Raw genomic sequence first — 18,646 nt, 5'->3', positions numbered from 1 at the left:
TAAGTGACGTCACGGGCAATGTGAAATTAATCACCCTCGGGCGAAATATCAGGCCGCCATTCGCGGAACTGCGCCAGCGGCATCGGGCGGCTAATCCAGTATCCCTGCAGGAAATTAACGCCGTGTTCGCGCAGCCAGGCGGCCTGTTCCGGCGTTTCCACCCCTTCGGCGACGGTCGACATATTCAGTCGTCTTGCCAGCGTCAGGACGGCATCCAGCACCGGCGACGTCAGGGTCTCAGTGCCAATCGCATTAACAAAGCCGCGGTCAATCTTGAGGTAGTCCATGGTGAAATGCTCAAGATAAATCAGCGCGCTGTGGCCGGTGCCAAAATCATCAATAGCTATCTCAAACCCTTCGTTATGCAGCCATTCGAAAAGGCTGTTGGCTTCCCGATGATTGAGCATGTCGCGCTCGGTAATTTCCAGCACGATCTGGAAGTAATCCTGCGGCAGTAGCGCTTTGAAGGTGCGCATATCGTCTTTGAAGCTTTCCGCATGCAGATGCCCCGGCGCAATGTTGATGCCCACCTTTGCTCCCGGAGGTAACAGGGTTTGTAACACGGGGGCATCGTGAATGATAAGGTCGAAGAGATGCAGCGTCAGCGGGACAATCAGCTTCTGCGCTTCGGCAAAGTTGATAAACGCGTCCGGCGGAATTTCCCCCATCGTCGGGTGTTTCCAGCGCATCAGCACTTCAAGCCCGGTCATCTGGAGCGATTTAGCATCGACGACGGGCTGATAGACCACGTAAAACTGGCCGCGCTTAATGGCGCTTAAAATCTCTTTACCCGGATTGAGCCGAATGCTGAGGATATAGTAGTTGAGCGATCCGGCACAAATGCCGCATACCAGCCCGAAGAACAGGGCGTAGAGAATTTCATCGCTGGTCCAGGCGTCAGCATACAGGTTGATGGTCAGGGGCACGTCTTTCAGCGTCGCGGTACGGGCCGGCGTTTCATGCAGATCATGCGCAAGGACCAGCGTGCTGGAGCGCGTTGACAGCGCATGGTCGCCAATAATGATGGCAATACCGGCAAATTCGTCCTGGCGCGCGGTGTAGAGCAGGTAAGGCGTCAGATTGAGATTCACCGAGGTAAACACGCCGCCGTCCTTCACTAGCGGGTTACGGTACCAGATGGCAATCGCGGGCTTGTTGGGCAACATCGGGGTGCCGGGAAGTAACGCCATATCAATCTGTTTGTCGATGTGCAGCTCGGGGATCAGCTCCTCCATGGGGACATTCATCGGCCCCGTGGCAGAAGAGCAGAACGCTATTTTGTCTCTGACCAGCAGGAATGCGCGAACGTTAACGCTAAAGGCAGCGCGCGAGGTAAGTTCCTGATTGACGTCGTGGCAGTTGTTTAACGTGAGCGGCTGGAGCACATCGATAGAATTTTTTAACTCATCGAAGTAGCTCTCCATATAGATGCTCACATCGTGGATCAGGGTGTCGAATTTGACTTCCCGCTTGTGGTAGCTCCAGAAAAATTGCAACGAACCCAGGAGCAGGGCGGCGATCAGGCCTGTGATGATGCTGAGGATCAGTATTTTGCGATTGCTGGAGAAATAGCGGGTGAACATAGACGTCGTGATTCCTGAAATGCCGCTGGATGTATTCAGTGTAACGGGCAAAAAAAAACACTGCCGAAGCAGTGCTTTTTTTCATCATATCGCCAGCCAAGGGATAACCAACGATACGATAGTCATATTAACTGCGGGTCAGTACGCGGCGTGCTTCGTTGTAGCGCTTCTTCCAGTACGGTTCATTCATGCTGGAAATGGTCACACCGCTGCTGGTGGAGGCATGTACAAACTGGTCATTACCAATGTAGATGCCAACATGTCGACCTGTAGAACCGGCACGGAACAGGACTAAATCACCGGTGCGCAGTTTTGTACGTGAAATCGACTTGCCCATCTCCTGCTGTTCATAGGTTGAACGCGGAAGATCTAACCCAAATTGCTCACGGAACGTACGCTGTACAAAACCGGAACAATCAATACCTGTTTTTGTGCTGCCACCAAGGCGATAGCGCACGCCTTTCCAGTCAGCATACTGGTCCATAATGCGGGACTTCACGTCCAGATTACGTACCATATTTTCAAATTCATCCTGAGAGGCTTGCAGTGACGAGGAATCTTCCATTCCCACAACACGCGTCTCAGGATGCATATTCTTTGCGGTGTTCGATGTACTACATGCAGACAACAGTACCGCGACTGCTATCGCCGGGATCCCCCGTAAGATATATCTCAGAAACGGTTGAGATTTGACCATTTTGTTTATTATCCCTTGAAGTCCTTAACGACAAATATCGTTATAAAAATGCCAAACGTGACGAGACTAATTATCTGTTCACATTGAGACAATTCTTTCTGGTCACATTTGCGGCACAGCGCACAAAATTATTCGCCAGTGAAATAATTATCTCTATGGGGCAAAACGAGTTCGAGATTAACCGATTGCCTGGGGTATTGCGAGAAAAAAAAGCCTTTTTTTTATAAGAAAATGTGATACAGAAAGTAAAAACATAGAATTGCTCAAAATAGCGACGGATCCGCTGCGCCAGTATGCAATTGCTTCATTTTTATCATGAATATGATGACGAGAATATGACAGTGGGGAAAGATCGCGGCGAGAACGCTATCAGGGATCATGTCGATCCCTGATAGCTCACGTTAATTTAGGTTAGTTATTTGTTTAATTGTTGTTGCGCTCTTCCGGGAAGATAGCGATCGAACAGCGCTATTATCCTGTCGCTCAGTGGGGTCATCAAACACCACGGCAGCGCAATCAACGCCACGGAGAGCGAACCGACGGCAATATCGGTAAACCAGTGAGCGCCAATCATTACGCGCGGGAAGGCAAAAACCACAAAAATAATCAGGGCTATGGCAAAGGCTTTTCTGCCGAAATAGCGAAGCATAATTGCGGAAAAAATAAGCAGCATCATGCCGTGATCGCCGGGGAAACTGTCCTTCGACGCATCTTTTGTTGGAATATGCAGCAGTTCGCTGACGCGATAAATATCGGTGAAGAATAGCGTTGGGCTTGAACGCTTAACCGGAATAATCGCAGTTGCCAGCTGGTTAATGACAACGGCAAACAGCAGCATCACCAGACCGATAATGAGAATACGCCGACGCCCGGCTTTATCCTCTTTCAGCCAGAAAGAGAGCATCAGGCAGCCCATGGCCAGCAGCGAGAAGCCGTCGAAGGCGCGGTTGTTGGTAATGGCCACCAGCCACAGGAACGCGTTGCTCTTCACCAGCTCCTGGTTGAAGAAGTGAAAAATGGCAGAATCCAGCGGGAACCAGAAACCATGATCCGCCGGGATATACCAGGAGAAGAAAAGCGCCAGACCGGCGACATTAAGCAGTAATATCAGGGGAAATCGAGTTGTCATAACGTTCTGCATAGAGTGAAAACTGGGGCAACGTTAGCCGCCCGAACTTAAACGAATCCTCAACAGGCTGGACTGGAGGGCATTCCAGTCGGCGTTAACCGCACTAATTAACTCTATTCGGCTGTCAGGCGGCGCCACATTCTGCGTTTCAATAAAGAAATCGTCACCCTGACGGTTGATCCGCACCAGCCCGTCTGGCGTGCGCATGATCCCTTTCACGCGATCGACGGGAGCAAGTCGGGCCCACTCCAGGATCCCGATGGTGTCAAAAACGGTTTCAGCATCAAATATCCATCCGCAGGCCTGATATCCCTGGCCGCTGTTCAGGTTACGACGCCAGCGCTGATGTTCCGGCAGGCTGAGAGCGGCTAAACCCTGCTTAACCGGATGACTGTGCGAATGATCCGCGCTGGCAGGCAGCTCGGCGAGGTTCAGACGAGGAAGGTCAAGCAGGGCGCTATCAATATTCCCCTGGGTGGCCTGCACCCGCGTGCGGTTGCCGCCGAAATGTTGCCACCACGCGTCCAGCGCGGCCTGGCTTTCAGCCGTGGCGCGATCTGCTTTATTCGCGACAATAACGTCAGCCGAGGCGAGCTGATCGCGGAAATTCTCATTGGCCACCGCCTTGTCATCCAGAAGCTGACGCGGATCGAGCAGACACAGGGTGGCGCGCAGGTCGATCCACGGCTCGTAAACCGGGGCGGTCAGTAAATCGAGGATCTGCTTCGGATGGCCCAGCCCGGTGGGCTCAATCAGCAGGCGGTCGGGTTTGCCCTGACGCAGCAGCGTATTGAGCCCGACCTGCATCGGCAGGCCATTGACGCAGCACATGCACCCGCCGGGAATCTCTTTAATCATCGCGCCGCTGGATGACAGTAACGCTCCGTCAATGCCTACCTCGCCAAATTCATTGACCAGCACGGCCCATTTCTCGGCAGGATCTTTATTCGCCAGCAGGTGGAGAATTGAGGTGGTTTTACCGCTGCCGAGAAAACCGGTGATGAGGTTGGTTTTGGTCACGTGCGCTCCAGATGAGGATTGTGATGCTATAACACTAATCTCTCTATCCTGGCGAAAAACGTGACTGGTGAGAAGGGGGAGGGCGAACGGAGGCTTCATCCGTTCGCGTTAAGCGCAATAATCGTTAAATATTTAACGTCTCGATAACAGCCTGACGCGCGCCGTGGCGGGTGATGCGCTGGTATGCCTGGCTGACAGCTTCCACAAACGCGCTGTTTTGCGCGAGATCGTGACCAAAGACCTCGCTCAGCCCCAGCAGGGCGTTAACGCGGTCGGCGTCGCTGCTGGCATTGACCATCGTGCGAATTTTATCGCTGAGGGGATCGCGAACATCAATCGCGTTGCCACGGTCGTCGGTACCGCTGACGTAGCGTATCCAGCCGGCCACGCCCAGGGCCAGCAGCGACCACGGTGTTTTTCGCTCGAGATGAACGCGGATCCCGTCCAGCATTCTTTGCGGAAGCTTCTGGCTACCGTCCATCGCGATTTGCCAGGTCCGATGCTGAAGTGCCGGGTTGGCAAAGCGCTCCAACAGGCTATCTGCGTAGGCGGTGAGGTCGACATCCTTAATGCGTAACGTGGGCGCCTGCTCGTCAAGCATCAGCCGACGGGCGGCTTCGCGGAACGCTGCGTCCTCCATGCATTCATTAATATGGGCATAGCCCGCGAGGTACCCCAGATATGCCAGGAAAGAGTGGCTGCCGTTGAGCATGCGCAATTTCATCTGCTCCCAGGGCAGAACATCCTGCACCATCTGAACGCCCGCGACTTCCCACTCCGGACGGCCGGCAACAAAATTATCTTCCACCACCCACTGAATAAACGGTTCACAGCTGATGGCGCACGGATCTTCAACGCCGAGCGCGTCGGTGATTTCCGCCAGCGAGGCGTCCGTCGCGGCGGGAACAATTCTGTCGACCATCGTCCCCGGGAAGCTCACGTGGCTGTCAATCCATTCAGACAGCGCTGCGGAACGCTTTTGCGCCATGCCCAGCACCGCGTTTTTCACCACGTGCCCGTTATCAGGGATATTGTCGCAGGAGAGCACGGTAAACGCAGGCAACCCACGCTCGCGGCGGCGGTGGAGCGCTTCGACCAGGATCCCGGGTGCGGAATGTGGCTCTGAGGGGTTTTCAAGGTCATGGATTATTCGGGCGTTGTGCAGATCGAGTTTCCCGGTAGCGGGATCGATGCAATAGCCTTTCTCCGTGATGGTGAGCGACACAATTGCGACCTGAGGCTCGCAAAATTTCTCAATAATGGCGGGCAGAGAGTCCAGCTTTGCGTTAAGGCATTCATGGACGGCACCGACGATAATCGCCTCATTGCCTTCTGCCCCTTTCTCCAGCACGGTGAACAGGTGATCCTGCGCGCGCAGCTGGCTCATCAGCACGTCGCCGCTGAAAAGGCTAATCTCACAAATACCCCAGTCGCCGCCTTTTTCATTCAGCACCCGGTTTGTTAATAATGCCTGGTGCGCACGGTGAAACGCGCCAAAGCCAAAATGGACGATGCGGGAGCGCAGTTGCTGACGATCGTAGCGAGGCTGTTGAACCTGGGCAGGAAGGGCGGTGGAGGCAATTGTCTTCATGAGATACACACCTGATTAACCATTAATTAACAATGTCAGTGTAAAGTTATATGACAGCAAATAAAATTGGTGAGCCGTAAATATCCCCGTTCTGTGAGTTTGATCAATCAATGTGTGGCGGTATGTTGACCCTTAGCGGTAAACATGTATGGTAGTCGTCATTGCAGTAACGCATATTGGTATAACAACTTAAGAGGGTGAGGCAATGGAACAAACCTGGCGTTGGTACGGGCCGAACGATCCGGTTTCTCTTGATGATGTGCGCCAGGCAGGCGCAACGGGTGTCGTCACGGCGCTGCATCATATTCCTAACGGTCAGGTATGGCCGGTTGAAGAAATTCAACAGCGTCAGGCGCTGCTGGCGGAGAAGGGGTTAACCTGGTCTGTGGTAGAGAGCATCCCGGTTCACGAAGACATCAAAACCCATTCCGGGGAGTACCAGACCTGGATTGCTAACTATCAGCAGAGCATTCGCAACCTGGCGGCCTGCGGCATTGATACGGTTTGCTATAACTTCATGCCTATCCTCGACTGGACGCGTACCGACCTTGAATATCAGATGCCGGACGGCTCGAAAGCCCTGCGTTTCGACCAGATCGCCTTCGCGGCGTTTGAGCTGCACATTCTGAAGCGCCCCGGCGCCGAAGCGGATTACACCGCGGAAGAGCAGCAGCAGGCGCTCGCGTGGTTTAACGCCGCCAGTGACGCAGACATCGAAAAGCTGACCCGTAATATCATTGCGGGCCTGCCGGGCGCGGAAGAGGGGTATACCCTGGATCAGTTCCGCGCGCGCCTGGCGGAATACGGCGATATTGATAAGCAGCAGCTGCGTGAAAACATGGCGTATTTCCTGCGCGCTATCGTGCCGGTTGCTGAAGAAGCTGGTGTGCGTCTGGCGGTGCACCCGGACGATCCACCGCGTCCTATACTCGGCCTGCCGCGCATTGTTTCCACTATTGAAGATATGCAGTGGCTGAAAGAGACGGTAAACAGCATCTATAACGGCTTCACCATGTGTACCGGCTCCTACGGCGTGCGTGCGGATAACGACCTGGTGCGGATGATTGAAACCTTTGGCGATCGCATTCACTTTACGCACTTGCGTGCGACCTGCCGTGAAGAGAACCCAAAAACCTTCCACGAGGCGGCGCACCTGGGCGGCGATGTGAACATGGTAGCGGTGGTAGACGCCATTCTGGCGGAAGAGGCGCGTCGCAAGCAGGCGGGCGATGTGCGTCCTATCCCGTTCCGTCCGGATCACGGCCACCAGATGCTGGACGATCTGCGTAAGAAAACCAACCCGGGCTATTCGGCGATTGGCCGTCTTAAAGGGATGGCGGAAGTGCGCGGCGTCGAGCTGGCGCTGAAGATGACGAAGTATCCGGAGCTTCTGTAAGCGCTGTTGCCCGGTGGCGCTACGCTTACCGGGCCTACAAAAAAACCGGCCTGAGAGCCGGTTTTTGTGTTTTTGTCGGTCGGGTAAGGCGAAGCCGCCACCCGACAAACGCCGCAATCAGTCAGCGCGACCCATATAGCGTTTTTCTTCGATATGGATGCGGATCTTCTCGCCAGCGGAGAGGTATTCCGGCACCTGCACAACCAGGCCGGTGGTCAGGGTAGCCGGTTTGTTGCGTGCACTTGCGGATGCGCCTTTGATGCCGGGTGCGGTTTCCACGATTTCCAGATCGACAGTCTGCGGCAGCTCCAGCGCCAGCAGCACGCCGTCCCAGGTCAGAACCTGCATGTCAGGCATGCCGCCTTCAGGGATGAACAGCAGCTCTTCCTCAATCTGGTCTTTGGTAAAGATGTACGGGGTGTAATCTTCTTTGTCCATGAACACGTATTCGTTGCCGTCGATGTAGGAGAAATCAACGTAGCGACGGGTCAGGGTCACGGTATCGACGATATCGTCACCTTTAAAGCGCTCTTCCACCTTCAGGCCGGTACGCACATCGGCGAAACGCATTTTATACAGCGTTGCTGCACCACGGGCGCTGGGTGCCTGAATGTCGATATCTTTCACAATCAGCAGTTTGCCGTTGTAATTCAGCACCATACCTTTCTTAATTTCGTTCGCTCTTGGCATTGCAGTAATCCTGTTTACGGGAGGTAAAAAATATCGCGCCAAATTACTCGCGCGCGGCCTTTCAGGCAAGAGGAATTCGTGGCTTTTGCTATCAATACGCAAAAGGTGTTACTGTGCGCGCGATGCCCGACTGCGCGGGCGATCGTCAGCGAAAGAGAGCATTTATGGATTGCCGTCCCGATTGTGGCGCGTGCTGTACTGCACCGTCCATTTCAAGCCCCATTCCAGGAATGCCGGAGGGCAAGCCTGCCAATACTCGCTGCGTTCAGCTCTCGGAAACGAACCTGTGCATGATCTTTGGCTCACCGCTGCGCCCGAAAGTCTGCTCCGGGCTTCAGCCCACTGCCGAAATGTGTGGCAGCACGCGAGGGCAGGCGATGACGTACCTTCTTGAGCTGGAAGCGCTCACCGCGCCCTAAACGTCTTTAATCCTCGCCAGACAGCCGATCGTCAGCGTGCACATCACCAGCGCAATCCAGAACACCGTATGATAGTTCCAGATTTCTGCAACGACACCGGCCATTGAGCCTGCGATAATCCAGCCCACGCGGGTGGTATTAGTATAAAGGGTGGTGGCAGAGCCTGCCTGGCCCGGCATCAGATCCTGGAAATAGAGCATGCCTATCCCGGCGAGAATGCCTATATAAATGGCGTTCAGCAGCTGTAAAGCCAGCAACAGCCCCGGCGTATGTACCGTCAGCATACCGATATAAAACAGCAGACCGGCGATGGCGGCGATGCGCATTAAAAAACGCTTTCCGAAGCGCTTTGCGTAATAGCCCGCAATGAGCATCGTCGGGATCTCAAGCCCGGCCGCGGTGCCCATCATGATGCCCGCCAGCTTCTCCGACAGGTGCAGTTCATCAATAATAAACAGCGGCATATTGATGATATACAGGCTGTTGGTGCCCCACATCAGCGTACAGATAACAAACAGGAGCAGGGCATCGCGGCGGTTGCGGCGCGGCGCTTCCAGCACGCCCGTTGTCACTTTCGGCTCTTTGCGCATGGACGGCAGGAAGAACCACACCAGCGCGCCGCACACCACAAACGCGACGGCCGCGCTCAGGTACATCACCGTAAAGCCAAAACCCATCGCCAGCGCGTAGGCCAGCGGCGGGCCAATCACCCATGCCAGCGACACCTGAGCACGCAGGACAGAGCTGAACATCACCGCTTCACGTCCGGTATGGTCGGCGTGTTCGCGGGCAAGGGCGAACATCTGAGGGTTCGCCGTTGAGCCAAAGCTGCTCAGGAATACCCCGACGAAGAGCAGAATGAAATAGTTGCGGTTCCAGGCAAACAGAACGCAGGCCATGACCCCGAGCAGACAGCAGAAAACGATCAGGCTTTTGCGATCGCCTTTTCTGTCGGATCGTCCCGCCAGAAACTGGCTGACCAGGATGCCGATGATGGCGCTTCCGGTAAAAAAGAAGCCGACCATTGCCGGACGGACGTGAACCTCATTTGTCAGAAATAGGCTCAATGTTGGCGTCTGTAACGCACCGGCAATGCCCGTGAAGAAGGCAACAACCAGGAATGCCGCAGAGGTCAAATCAAAGGGCTTCGGCGAGACGGCCGCAGGGGTGTTATGCATGTTTTATAATTAGCGAGTAGCAGAGAGGGGCGGAGTTTACGCCGTCAGCTAAAAAATAAACAGTGGGTGCGGTCAATGATGCCACGAAAAATCAAAATGGCATTTCAACTTACGTCCCACCCGGCGGACCTTAGCTGAAACTGTCTTGCTGAACTTCAGCAAAATTCAGCTGAACGAAGAAGAAATGTGCTGTATCTCTAAATTCTGATATCGCAAATACGAGTTTACTTGCAAGACATTGCAGAAAGCGCAAGACTTTTTGAAACGTTTCAGCGCTATCTTGTTTTAACAAACGGAGCAGGCTAGCGCATTTTTTCTCATTAAAGCTGAAACGATTCAAGTTCAGCAGGAGTGGAGAACCATGTTCCAGTTATCTGTTCAGGATATCCACCCGGGCGCTCAGGCCGGGGATAAAGAAGAGGCTATTCGCCAGGTTGCCGCTGCGCTTGTGCAGGCGGGTAACGTCGCGGACGGCTATGTAAACGGCATGCTGGCCCGCGAGCAGCAGACCTCAACCTTCCTCGGCAATGGCATTGCCATTCCGCACGGCACAACCGACACCCGCGATCAGGTGCTGAAAACCGGCGTTCAGGTTTATCAGTTCCCGCAGGGCGTGCTCTGGGGCGACGGTCAGGTGGCGTATGTGGCTATCGGTATCGCGGCCAGCAGCGACGAACACTTAGGCCTGCTGCGTCAGCTGACGCATGTCCTGAGCGATGACGATGTGGCTGAACAGCTGAAGTCCGCGACCACAGCTGAAGAGCTGCGCGCCTTGCTGATGGGCGAAAAACAGAGCGAAGCGCTGAAGCTGGATAACGAAACGCTGACGCTGGACGTGGTTGCCTCCGATCTGGTAACGCTGCAGGCGCTGAACGCGGGTCGTCTGAAAGAAGCCGGCGCGGCGGACGCCACGTTTGTGACGCGCGTGATTAACGATAAGCCGTTGAATCTGGGTCAGGGTATCTGGCTGAACGACAGTGCTGAAGGCAACCTGCGCAGCGCTATCGCCGTGAGCCGCGCGGCCAATGCGTTTGACGTAGAAGGCGAGCGCGCGGCCATGCTGGTGACCGTGGCAATGAACGATGAGCAGCCGGTTTCCGTGCTGAAGCGTCTGGGCGATCTGCTGCTGAACAACCAAGCTGAAAAACTGCTGAACGCTGATGCCTCTACCGTGCTGGCACTGCTGACCAGCGATGATGTGCAGACCGAAGACGTGCAGACCGCGGAGTTCGTGGTACGCAACGAGCACGGCCTGCATGCCCGTCCGGGCACCATGCTGGTGAATACCATTAAACAATTCGAGAGCGAGATTACCGTGGCGAATCTTGATGGCACGGGCAAACCGGCCAACGGCCGTAGTCTGATGAAAGTTGTCGCGCTGGGCGTGAAGAAAGGCCACCGTCTGCGTTTCACCGCGCAGGGTGCTGATGCTGAACAGGCGCTGAAAGCGATTGGCGACGCCATCGCGGCAGGTCTGGGGGAGGGCGCATAATGAGCAGACGTGTTGCGACTATTACGCTGAACCCGGCTTATGACCTGGTAGGATTTTGCCCGGAAATTGAGCGCGGCGAAGTCAACCTCGTGCGTACCACTGGCCTGCATGCTGCGGGCAAAGGGATTAACGTCGCGAAAGTGCTCAAGGATCTCGGTATCGATGTCACCGTGGGTGGATTCCTCGGTAAAGATAACCAGGATGGTTTCCAGCAGCTGTTCAGCGAGCTGGGCATTGCCAACCGTTTTCAGGTTGTTCAGGGCCGCACCCGAATCAACGTCAAGCTGACGGAGAAAGACGGTGAAGTGACCGATCTGAACTTCTCTGGCTTCGAAGTGACGCCGTCTGACTGGGAGCGTTTTGTTAACGACTCTCTGACCTGGCTTGGTCAGTTTGACATGGTCTGCGTCAGCGGCAGCCTGCCGTCCGGCGTGAGCCCGGAAGCGTTTACCGACTGGATGACGCGCCTGCGCAGCCAGTGCCCGTGCATTATTTTTGACAGCAGCCGCGACGCGCTGGTTGCCGGTCTGAAAGCCTCGCCGTGGCTGGTGAAGCCGAATCGCCGCGAGCTGGAGATCTGGGCGGGTCGTAAGCTGCCGGAATTAAAAGATGTGATTGACGCTGCCCATGCGCTGCGCGAGCAGGGTATCGCTCACGTGGTTATCTCGCTTGGTGCAGAAGGAGCGTTGTGGGTTAACGCTTCTGGCGAATGGATCGCCAAACCGCCGTCGGTTGACGTTGTCAGCACCGTTGGCGCAGGGGATTCGATGGTTGGCGGCCTGATTTATGGTCTGCTGATGCGTGAATCCAGTGAACATACTTTACGTCTTGCCACTGCCGTTGCTGCCCTGGCCGTAAGCCAGAGCAATGTCGGTATTACCGATCGTACCCAGTTAGCCGCGATGATGGCGCGCGTTGACTTAAAACCTTTTAACTAACAGCAGGAGAGGAATAATGAAAACGCTGCTGATCATTGACTCCGGTCTCGGACAGGCTCGCGCCTATATGGCGAAGACCTTGCTGGGAGCGGCGGCGAACAAAGCACATCTCGAGATCATTGATAACCCGGGCGATGCCGAACTGGTCATTGTCCTGGGCGACAACATCCCGGCTGACAGTGCGCTGAACGGCAAAAAAGTGTGGCTGGGCGATATTAATCGCGCGGTGGCACATCCGGAACTGTTCCTGAGCGAAGCGAAAGGGCACGCGTCTGTCTACAGCGCGCCTGTCGCGACGGCACCGGCTGCGGCCACGGGGCCGAAACGCGTTGTTGCGGTGACGGCCTGCCCGACGGGCGTGGCTCACACCTTTATGGCAGCTGAGGCCATTGAAACCGAAGCGAAAAAACGCGGCTGGTGGGTTAAAGTTGAAACGCGCGGCTCCGTCGGTGCCGGCAACGCTATCACCCCTGAAGAAGTGGCTGAGGCCGACCTGGTGATTGTGGCGGCGGATATCGAAGTGGACCTGGCGAAATTTGCCGGTAAGCCAATGTACCGCACGTCTACCGGCCTGGCGCTGAAAAAGACCGCGCAGGAGTTTGATAAAGCGCTGGTGGAAGCGAAGCCGTATCAGGCAACCGGCGCGCGTCAAACCGCGACGGAAGGTAAGAAAGAGTCTGCAGGCGCCTATCGCCATCTGTTGACCGGTGTGTCTTACATGCTGCCGATGGTAGTTGCAGGTGGTCTGTGTATCGCCCTCTCGTTCGCATTTGGTATTACCGCGTTTAAAGAGCAAGGCACGCTGGCCGCTGCGTTAATGCAGATTGGCGGCGGTTCCGCGTTCGCACTGATGGTTCCCGTTCTGGCAGGCTTTATTGCCTTCTCCATCGCTGACCGTCCAGGCCTGACACCGGGGCTTATCGGCGGTATGCTGGCCGTGAGCACCGGTTCCGGCTTTATCGGCGGTATCATCGCGGGCTTCCTGGCCGGTTACGTCGCGAAGCTCATCAGCTCGAAGCTCAAGCTGCCGCAGAGTATGGAAGCGCTGAAGCCGATTCTGATCATCCCGCTGATTTCCAGCCTGGTGGTCGGTCTGGCGATGATTTACCTGATTGGTAAGCCGGTTGCGGGTATCCTGGCGGGTCTGACCCACTGGCTGCAAACCATGGGCACCGCGAATGCGGTTCTGCTGGGCGCAATTCTCGGCGGCATGATGTGTACCGACATGGGTGGTCCGGTGAACAAAGCGGCGTACGCCTTTGGTGTTGGCCTGCTGAGTACCCAGACCTACGCACCGATGGCAGCGATCATGGCGGCAGGTATGGTGCCTCCTCTGGCGCTCGGCCTGGCGACGATTATTGCCCGTCGTAAGTTCGATAAAGCGCAGCAGGAAGGCGGCAAAGCGGCGCTGGTTCTGGGTCTGTGCTTCATCACCGAAGGGGCGATTCCGTTCGCGGCCCGTGACCCAATGCGTGTACTGCCGTGCTGTATCGCGGGTGGTGCAGTGACGGGGGCGATCTCCATGGCGATTGGCGCGAAGCTGATGGCACCACACGGCGGTCTGTTTGTCCTGCTGATCCCAGGCGCCATCACCCCGGTCCTGGGCTACCTGCTGGCCATTGTTGCCGGTACGCTGGTGGCGGGTCTGTCATACGCGGTGCTGAAACGTCCTGAAGCGGAAGTTGTGGCGAAAGCAGCGTAAACAAGGTGTCGGGTGGCGGCTTCGCCTTACCCGACCTACAAAAAAAGCCGGGTTGCATTATGCACCCGGCTTTTTTTATGCCGCCTGTTCAGCGGTTTGCTGTGCCTTCAGCCAGGCAATCTCTTCTGCCCAGATGTCCGGATTAATGGTTTCCAGCACCATCGGAATACTGTCGAAGCGGGCGTCCTGCATAATGAAGCGGAACGCATCGTGGCCAATGTTGCCTTCGCCCAGGCTGTGGTGGCGGTCAACGCGGCTGCCAAAGGCGCTTTTCGCATCGTTTAAGTGCATTCCGCGCAGGTACTTAAAGCCAACAATGCGCTCGAACTCATCGAACGTGTTTTTCGTTGCCTCGGTGGTGCGCAGGTCATAGCCGGCGGCAAACGCGTGGCAGGTATCAATGCACACGCCAACGCGGGATTTATCCTCCACGCCGTCGATGATCGCCGCCAGATGTTCAAACCTAAAGCCGAGATTGCTGCCCTGACCGGCGGTATTCTCTATTACCGCGGTGACGCCTTTGGTCTTGTCCAGCGTGATGTTGATGGATTCGGCAATGCGCGCCAGGCAGGCATCTTCATCGATTTGCATCAGATGGCTTCCCGGATGGAAGTTCAGCAGCGTCAGCCCCAGCTGTTCGCAGCGCTGTACTTCATCAAGAAACGCCTCGCGGGATTTTTCCAGCGCCTCTTCAACCGGGTGCCCGAGGTTGATCAGGTAGCTGTCGTGGGGAAGGATCTGGCCTGGCCCGTAGTGGTACTTCTCACAGGCAGCTTTGAAATCATCAATCACGTCAGCGGTGAGCGGCGCGGCGCGCCACTGGCGCTGGTTTTTGGTGAACAGGGCGAAAGCGGTCGCCTCGATTTCGGCGGCGCGAATGGCGGCATTCGCAAGGCCACCTGCAGCGCTGACGTGCGCTCCAACATATTTCATAAAAAAACTCCTGCTAACCCGAAACGCTTATGATAGCGGGTTAGCAGGAGAAGGACGAAATGGTTTATGCCATCAGGCTATGGACCGCGAGGTTAATCGCACCGCCCCCGACAATCAGCCAGATGAAGAGCACCAGCGCCATCAGCAGCGGTTTGGCACCGGCTTTTTTCAGCGCGCTGACGTGTGTGGTGACCCCCAGCGCCGCCATGGCCATCGCCAGCAGCACGGTATCCAGCGTCACCAGCATATCCACCACCGCTTTCGGCAGCAGGTGGAAGGAGTTAAAGATAGCGACCACGATGAACAGGATCGCAAACCACGGAATGGTGATTTTGCTTTTCTCGCTGCCGCCTGCCGGAGCCAGCTGCTTAACCCGAGCCGCGAGGAAAATCAGGAACGGTGCCAGCATCATCACGCGCAGCATTTTGGCAATTACCGCCGCGTTTTCGGCTTCCGGGTTAATGGCATGTCCTGCCGCAACTACCTGCGCCACTTCGTGCATGGTCGAACCGATATAGATGCCGTAGGTTTCCGGGCTAAACCAGTGGGCCACCAGCGGATACATCGCCGGGTAGAGGAAGATCGCCAGCGTACCGAAGATCACCACCGTCGCCACCGCCACGGTCACCTTGCTGGCTTCGGCTTTAACGACGGGCTCTGTTGCCAGCACCGCCGCGGCCCCGCAGATACTGCTCCCGGCACCGATCAGCCAGCTGGTTTGCTTATCCAGGCCAAAGACTTTCTGGCCGATAAAGCAGGCCAGTAAAAAGGTGCTGGTCAGGGTCAGGACGTCGATGGCAATTCCGCTCACGCCCACGTCCGCTATCTGCGAAAAGGTGAGACGGAAGCCGTAAAGGATGATCCCGAGACGCAGCAGGTGCTGTTTGGCAAAGATCACGCCGCCGTCGCAGTATTTCCAGATGTGCGGGTAAACGGTATTTCCCACGACCATGCCCAGCAAAATGGCCAGCGTCAACGCGCTGAAACCTGCGCCCGCGATAGCCGGGATGCTGCCGCCCCATAGCGCTACGGCGGTCACTGCTGCGCTAAGCGCGAGGCCCGGCACGAAGTGCCACACTGTACGATGATGTTGTAGGGTGATTTCTGACATAACCTTCTCCTTTGTCTGGCTAAAGGTTACGGTGCTCTGGCTTAAAAATAAAATTGATTATATACTTATAATCAATCTATATAAGTGGTAAGCAACCATGCACATTACATTGCGTCAGCTGGAAGTGTTTGCCGAGGTGCTGAAAAGCGGCTCGACGACCCAGGCGTCACAAATGCTGGCGCTCTCGCAGTCTGCGGTCAGCGCGGCGTTGACCGATCTTGAAGGGCAGCTGGGCGTGCAGCTGTTCGACAGGGTAGGGAAGAGACTAGTGGTCAACGAGCACGGTCGTCTTCTTTATCCACGCGCGCTGGCGCTGCTGGAGCAGGCTATCGAAATCGAACAGCTGTTCCGCGAAGACAACGGTGCGATCCGCGTCTACGCCAGCAGCACCATTGGGAACTACATCCTGCCGGAAGTGATTGCCCGCTACCGCCGGGATTTCCCGACCCTGCCGCTGGAGATGAGCGTGGGTAACAGCCAGGACGTTATCAACGCGGTGATCGATTTCCGCGTGGATATCGGCCTCATCGAAGGACCCTGCCATAACGTCGATATCATTGCCGAGCCCTGGCTGGAGGATGAGCTGGTGGTGTTTGCGTCCCCGGCCTCGTCGTTATTGCAGGGCGAGGTGACGCTGGAGCGCCTGGCGCAGGCGCAGTGGATCCTGCGCGAGCAGGGCTCCGGCACGCGTGAAATTGTCGATTATCTGCTGCTTTCCCATCTGCCGCATTTCCAGTTAGGGATGGAGCTTGGGAACTCTGAGGCTATCAAGCACGCGGTGCGTCATGGCCTGGGGATCAGCTGTCTTTCCCGGCGCGTCATTGCCGAACAGCTTGAGACGGGGTCGCTGGTTGAAATCCCGGTTCCGTTGCCGAAACTGGTGCGTACCCTGTGGTGCATCCATCATCGTCAGAAACACCTTTCCAGCTCTCTGCAGCGTTTTCTGCGCTACTGCGCCATTTAACGTTTCCCGGTGGCGCTTCGCTTACCGGGGCTACGCGCGCCTGTCACCCTACATTTTTATGCTTTACTTATAATCCTGGCCGAGTCATGAAGCTCTCTTATAACTGAGTATTTCTGCCGGAAGGAACGCGGATCGTCTGCTACAATCGCGCCTCATTTATTGAATGGACAGCATTTTCATATGGTTTCAGAAATTAAAACCACAGAAGCGCCCACGCTACGTCGTGAACTCAAGGCGCGTCACCTGACGATGATCGCCATTGGCGGCTCAATCGGTACAGGTCTTTTCGTTGCCTCTGGCGCAACGATTTCGGCAGCAGGCCCGGGTGGGGCGCTCTTCTCTTATATCCTGATTGGCCTGATGGTGTACTTCCTGATGACCAGTCTCGGCGAACTGGCCGCGTACATGCCGGTATCCGGTTCGTTCTCGACCTACGGTCAAAAATACGTTGAAGAAGGCTTCGGCTTCGCGCTGGGCTGGAACTACTGGTACAACTGGGCGGTCACTATCGCCGTTGACCTTGTCGCCGCACAGCTGGTGATGAACTGGTGGTTCCCGGATACGCCGGGCTGGATCTGGAGCGCCCTGTTCCTGGCCGTCATCTTCCTGCTGAACTACATCTCCGTGCGCGGTTTCGGCGAAGCGGAATACTGGTTCTCTTTGATCAAAGTGGCAACCGTCATCATCTTTATCGTCGTCGGTGTGGCGATGATCGTTGGTATTTTCAAAGGCGCAGAACCTGCGGGCTGGAGTAACTGGGCGATAGGCGATGCGCCGTTTGCCGGTGGCCTTTCGGCGATGATTGGCGTGGCGATGATTGTCGGCTTCTCCTTCCAGGGGACCGAGCTGATTGGTATCGCCGCCGGTGAGTCAGAGAATCCGGAGAAAAATATTCCGCGTGCGGTCCGTCAGGTATTCTGGCGTATCCTGCTGTTCTATGTGTTCGCGATCCTGATTATCAGCCTGATCATCCCGTACACCGATCCAAGCCTGCTGCGTAATGACGTAAAAGACATTAGCGTCAGCCCGTTCACGCTGGTCTTCCAGCACGCCGGTCTGCTTTCGGCCGCGGCGGTGATGAACGCCGTTATCCTGACCGCAGTGCTTTCAGCCGGTAACTCCGGGATGTACGCGTCCACCCGTATGCTCTACACGCTGGCATGCGACGGTAAGGCGCCGCGTATCTTTGCGAAACTGTCCCGTGGCGGTGTGCCGCGTAACGCGCTGTACGCCACAACGGTGATTGCCGGTCTGTGCTTCCTGACCTCCATGTTTGGCAACCAGACGGTGTACCTGTGGCTGCTTAACACGTCCGGGATGACGGGCTTTATTGCCTGGCTGGGGATTGCTATTAGCCACTACCGTTTCCGCCGTGGTTTCGTCAAGCAGGGCCACGATATTAACTCGCTGCCGTATCGCTCCGGTTTCTTCCCGCTGGGTCCTATTTTCGCCTTCATTCTGTGCCTGATCATTACGCTGGGACAGAACTATGAAGCGTTCCTGGCGGACACCATTGACTGGGGCGCCGTGACGGCGACCTACATTGGTATTCCGCTGTTCCTCGTCATCTGGTTTGGCTACAAGCTGACGAAAGGAACAAAATTCGTTCGCTACAGTGAAATGGAATTCCCGGAACGATTTAAACAATAACCGCACTTCCTCTCTTTTAACCCGCTCAATCGAGCGGGTTTTTTTATTCCCGCATTCTGATACAAAGATATATTTCTTAACAATTTAATTGATAATAATTATCGTTTGCTTTATCGTTATCAAAAATAAGCGTGTCACCGACCCACCGCAGAT

16 protein-coding genes are annotated in these 18,646 nt (G+C 55.8%); 7 read left to right on the top strand and 9 right to left on the bottom strand.

All coding sequences use genetic code 11. From position 1 onward, the window contains the following. Positions 1–26: 26 nt before the first annotated feature. The 5 genes from HB664_RS18215 to HB664_RS18195 all read right to left on the bottom strand — a co-directional run bounded on the left by HB664_RS18215 (position 27) and on the right by HB664_RS18195 (position 6,020). On the bottom strand, positions 27–1,583 hold the full coding sequence (locus tag HB664_RS18215) for a cyclic di-GMP phosphodiesterase (RefSeq protein ID WP_219939949.1): 1,557 nt from the start codon (positions 1,581–1,583) through the stop codon (positions 27–29). 127 nt (positions 1,584–1,710) lie between these two features. Further along, positions 1,711–2,280, bottom strand: coding sequence for a bifunctional murein DD-endopeptidase/murein LD-carboxypeptidase (gene mepS, locus HB664_RS18210; RefSeq protein ID WP_008500946.1), 570 nt, complete (start codon positions 2,278–2,280; stop codon positions 1,711–1,713). A gap of 415 nt (positions 2,281–2,695) precedes the next feature. Next, positions 2,696–3,409 carry a phosphatase PAP2 family protein gene (locus HB664_RS18205; protein WP_029740964.1) on the bottom strand — a complete coding sequence of 238 codons (714 nt, stop codon included), beginning with the start codon at positions 3,407–3,409 and terminating at the stop codon, positions 2,696–2,698. A 33-nt stretch (positions 3,410–3,442) separates the two neighbouring features. Continuing rightward, positions 3,443–4,429, bottom strand: a complete 987-nt coding sequence (locus tag HB664_RS18200) for a GTP-binding protein (RefSeq protein ID WP_219939948.1) — start codon at positions 4,427–4,429, stop codon at positions 3,443–3,445. A 124-nt stretch (positions 4,430–4,553) separates the two neighbouring features. Then, a complete protein-coding gene (locus HB664_RS18195; protein ID WP_213787831.1) occupies positions 4,554–6,020 on the bottom strand; it encodes a mannitol dehydrogenase family protein in 1,467 nt (488 codons plus the stop codon). 205 nt (positions 6,021–6,225) lie between these two features. On the opposite strand from HB664_RS18195, the gene uxuA reads away from it, so the two are divergent. Continuing rightward, the gene (uxuA, locus tag HB664_RS18190) at positions 6,226–7,416 is read left to right on the top strand and encodes a mannonate dehydratase (protein WP_045888643.1); all 1,191 of its coding nucleotides are present in this window, start codon (positions 6,226–6,228) and stop codon (positions 7,414–7,416) included. A gap of 117 nt (positions 7,417–7,533) precedes the next feature. Here uxuA and yeiP read toward each other — a convergent pair whose 3' ends face one another. Then, the gene (gene yeiP / locus HB664_RS18185) at positions 7,534–8,106 is read right to left on the bottom strand and encodes an elongation factor P-like protein YeiP (RefSeq protein WP_008500940.1); all 573 of its coding nucleotides are present in this window, start codon (positions 8,104–8,106) and stop codon (positions 7,534–7,536) included. A gap of 164 nt (positions 8,107–8,270) precedes the next feature. Between yeiP and HB664_RS18180 the strand changes: the two genes are divergently transcribed. Next, on the top strand, positions 8,271–8,525 hold the full coding sequence (locus HB664_RS18180) for a YkgJ family cysteine cluster protein (protein WP_023312483.1): 255 nt from the start codon (positions 8,271–8,273) through the stop codon (positions 8,523–8,525). Here HB664_RS18180 and setB read toward each other — a convergent pair. Further along, positions 8,522–9,703 carry a sugar efflux transporter SetB gene (gene setB, locus HB664_RS18175; RefSeq protein WP_219939947.1) on the bottom strand — a complete coding sequence of 394 codons (1,182 nt, stop codon included), beginning with the start codon at positions 9,701–9,703 and terminating at the stop codon, positions 8,522–8,524. The two genes, HB664_RS18180 and setB, sit on opposite strands and share 4 nt — an antisense overlap. Before the next feature lie 361 nt (positions 9,704–10,064). Here setB and fruB point away from each other — a divergent pair, with 361 nt between their 5' ends. The 3 genes from fruB to fruA are packed head-to-tail and all read left to right on the top strand — an operon-like array spanning position 10,065 to position 13,835. Further along, positions 10,065–11,195, top strand: a complete 1,131-nt coding sequence (gene fruB, locus HB664_RS18170) for a fused PTS fructose transporter subunit IIA/HPr protein (protein ID WP_069303088.1) — start codon at positions 10,065–10,067, stop codon at positions 11,193–11,195. Further along, the gene (gene fruK / locus HB664_RS18165; protein ID WP_014170919.1) at positions 11,195–12,133 is read left to right on the top strand and encodes a 1-phosphofructokinase; all 939 of its coding nucleotides are present in this window, start codon (positions 11,195–11,197) and stop codon (positions 12,131–12,133) included. The genes fruB and fruK overlap by 1 nt, the downstream gene beginning before the upstream one ends. Before the next feature lie 16 nt (positions 12,134–12,149). After that, complete coding sequence (fruA, locus tag HB664_RS18160; protein WP_087823036.1) at positions 12,150–13,835, top strand: PTS fructose transporter subunit IIBC; 1,686 nt, start codon at positions 12,150–12,152, stop codon at positions 13,833–13,835. A 75-nt stretch (positions 13,836–13,910) separates the two neighbouring features. Here fruA and nfo read toward each other — a convergent pair whose 3' ends face one another. Next, positions 13,911–14,768, bottom strand: coding sequence for a deoxyribonuclease IV (gene nfo / locus HB664_RS18155; RefSeq protein WP_219939946.1), 858 nt, complete (start codon positions 14,766–14,768; stop codon positions 13,911–13,913). 64 nt (positions 14,769–14,832) lie between these two features. Further along, positions 14,833–15,879, bottom strand: coding sequence for a YeiH family protein (locus tag HB664_RS18150; RefSeq protein WP_219939945.1), 1,047 nt, complete (start codon positions 15,877–15,879; stop codon positions 14,833–14,835). Positions 15,880–15,976: 97 nt separating this feature from the next. On the opposite strand from HB664_RS18150, the gene yieE reads away from it, so the two are divergent. Further along, a complete protein-coding gene (yieE, locus tag HB664_RS18145; protein ID WP_023312476.1) occupies positions 15,977–16,843 on the top strand; it encodes a DNA-binding transcriptional regulator YeiE in 867 nt (288 codons plus the stop codon). A 180-nt stretch (positions 16,844–17,023) separates the two neighbouring features. Beyond that, positions 17,024–18,493, top strand: coding sequence for an amino acid permease (locus tag HB664_RS18140; protein WP_023336352.1), 1,470 nt, complete (start codon positions 17,024–17,026; stop codon positions 18,491–18,493). The last annotated feature ends 153 nt before the right edge of the window (positions 18,494–18,646 follow it).

The organism is Enterobacter sp. DNB-S2, assembly GCF_019443845.1.
Classification (GTDB): domain Bacteria; phylum Pseudomonadota; class Gammaproteobacteria; order Enterobacterales; family Enterobacteriaceae; genus Enterobacter; species Enterobacter asburiae_B.
Note: the sequence above shows the minus strand (reverse complement) of the source record. Positions and strands in the feature narration are given on the sequence as shown.

Coding starts and splice junctions, on each gene's coding strand:
- mepS (WP_008500946.1), bottom strand. CDS start 2,280: ATGGTCAAATCTCAACCGTTTCTGAGATATATCTTACGGGGGATCCCG.
- HB664_RS18180 (WP_023312483.1), top strand. CDS start 8,271: ATGGATTGCCGTCCCGATTGTGGCGCGTGCTGTACTGCACCGTCCATT.
- HB664_RS18150 (WP_219939945.1), bottom strand. CDS start 15,879: ATGTCAGAAATCACCCTACAACATCATCGTACAGTGTGGCACTTCGTG.
- HB664_RS18205 (WP_029740964.1), bottom strand. CDS start 3,409: ATGACAACTCGATTTCCCCTGATATTACTGCTTAATGTCGCCGGTCTG.
- fruK (WP_014170919.1), top strand. CDS start 11,195: ATGAGCAGACGTGTTGCGACTATTACGCTGAACCCGGCTTATGACCTG.
- HB664_RS18195 (WP_213787831.1), bottom strand. CDS start 6,020: ATGAAGACAATTGCCTCCACCGCCCTTCCTGCCCAGGTTCAACAGCCT.
- uxuA (WP_045888643.1), top strand. CDS start 6,226: ATGGAACAAACCTGGCGTTGGTACGGGCCGAACGATCCGGTTTCTCTT.
- fruB (WP_069303088.1), top strand. CDS start 10,065: ATGTTCCAGTTATCTGTTCAGGATATCCACCCGGGCGCTCAGGCCGGG.
- fruA (WP_087823036.1), top strand. CDS start 12,150: ATGAAAACGCTGCTGATCATTGACTCCGGTCTCGGACAGGCTCGCGCC.
- yeiP (WP_008500940.1), bottom strand. CDS start 8,106: ATGCCAAGAGCGAACGAAATTAAGAAAGGTATGGTGCTGAATTACAAC.
- HB664_RS18215 (WP_219939949.1), bottom strand. CDS start 1,583: ATGTTCACCCGCTATTTCTCCAGCAATCGCAAAATACTGATCCTCAGC.
- nfo (WP_219939946.1), bottom strand. CDS start 14,768: ATGAAATATGTTGGAGCGCACGTCAGCGCTGCAGGTGGCCTTGCGAAT.
- yieE (WP_023312476.1), top strand. CDS start 15,977: ATGCACATTACATTGCGTCAGCTGGAAGTGTTTGCCGAGGTGCTGAAA.
- HB664_RS18140 (WP_023336352.1), top strand. CDS start 17,024: ATGGTTTCAGAAATTAAAACCACAGAAGCGCCCACGCTACGTCGTGAA.
- setB (WP_219939947.1), bottom strand. CDS start 9,703: ATGCATAACACCCCTGCGGCCGTCTCGCCGAAGCCCTTTGATTTGACC.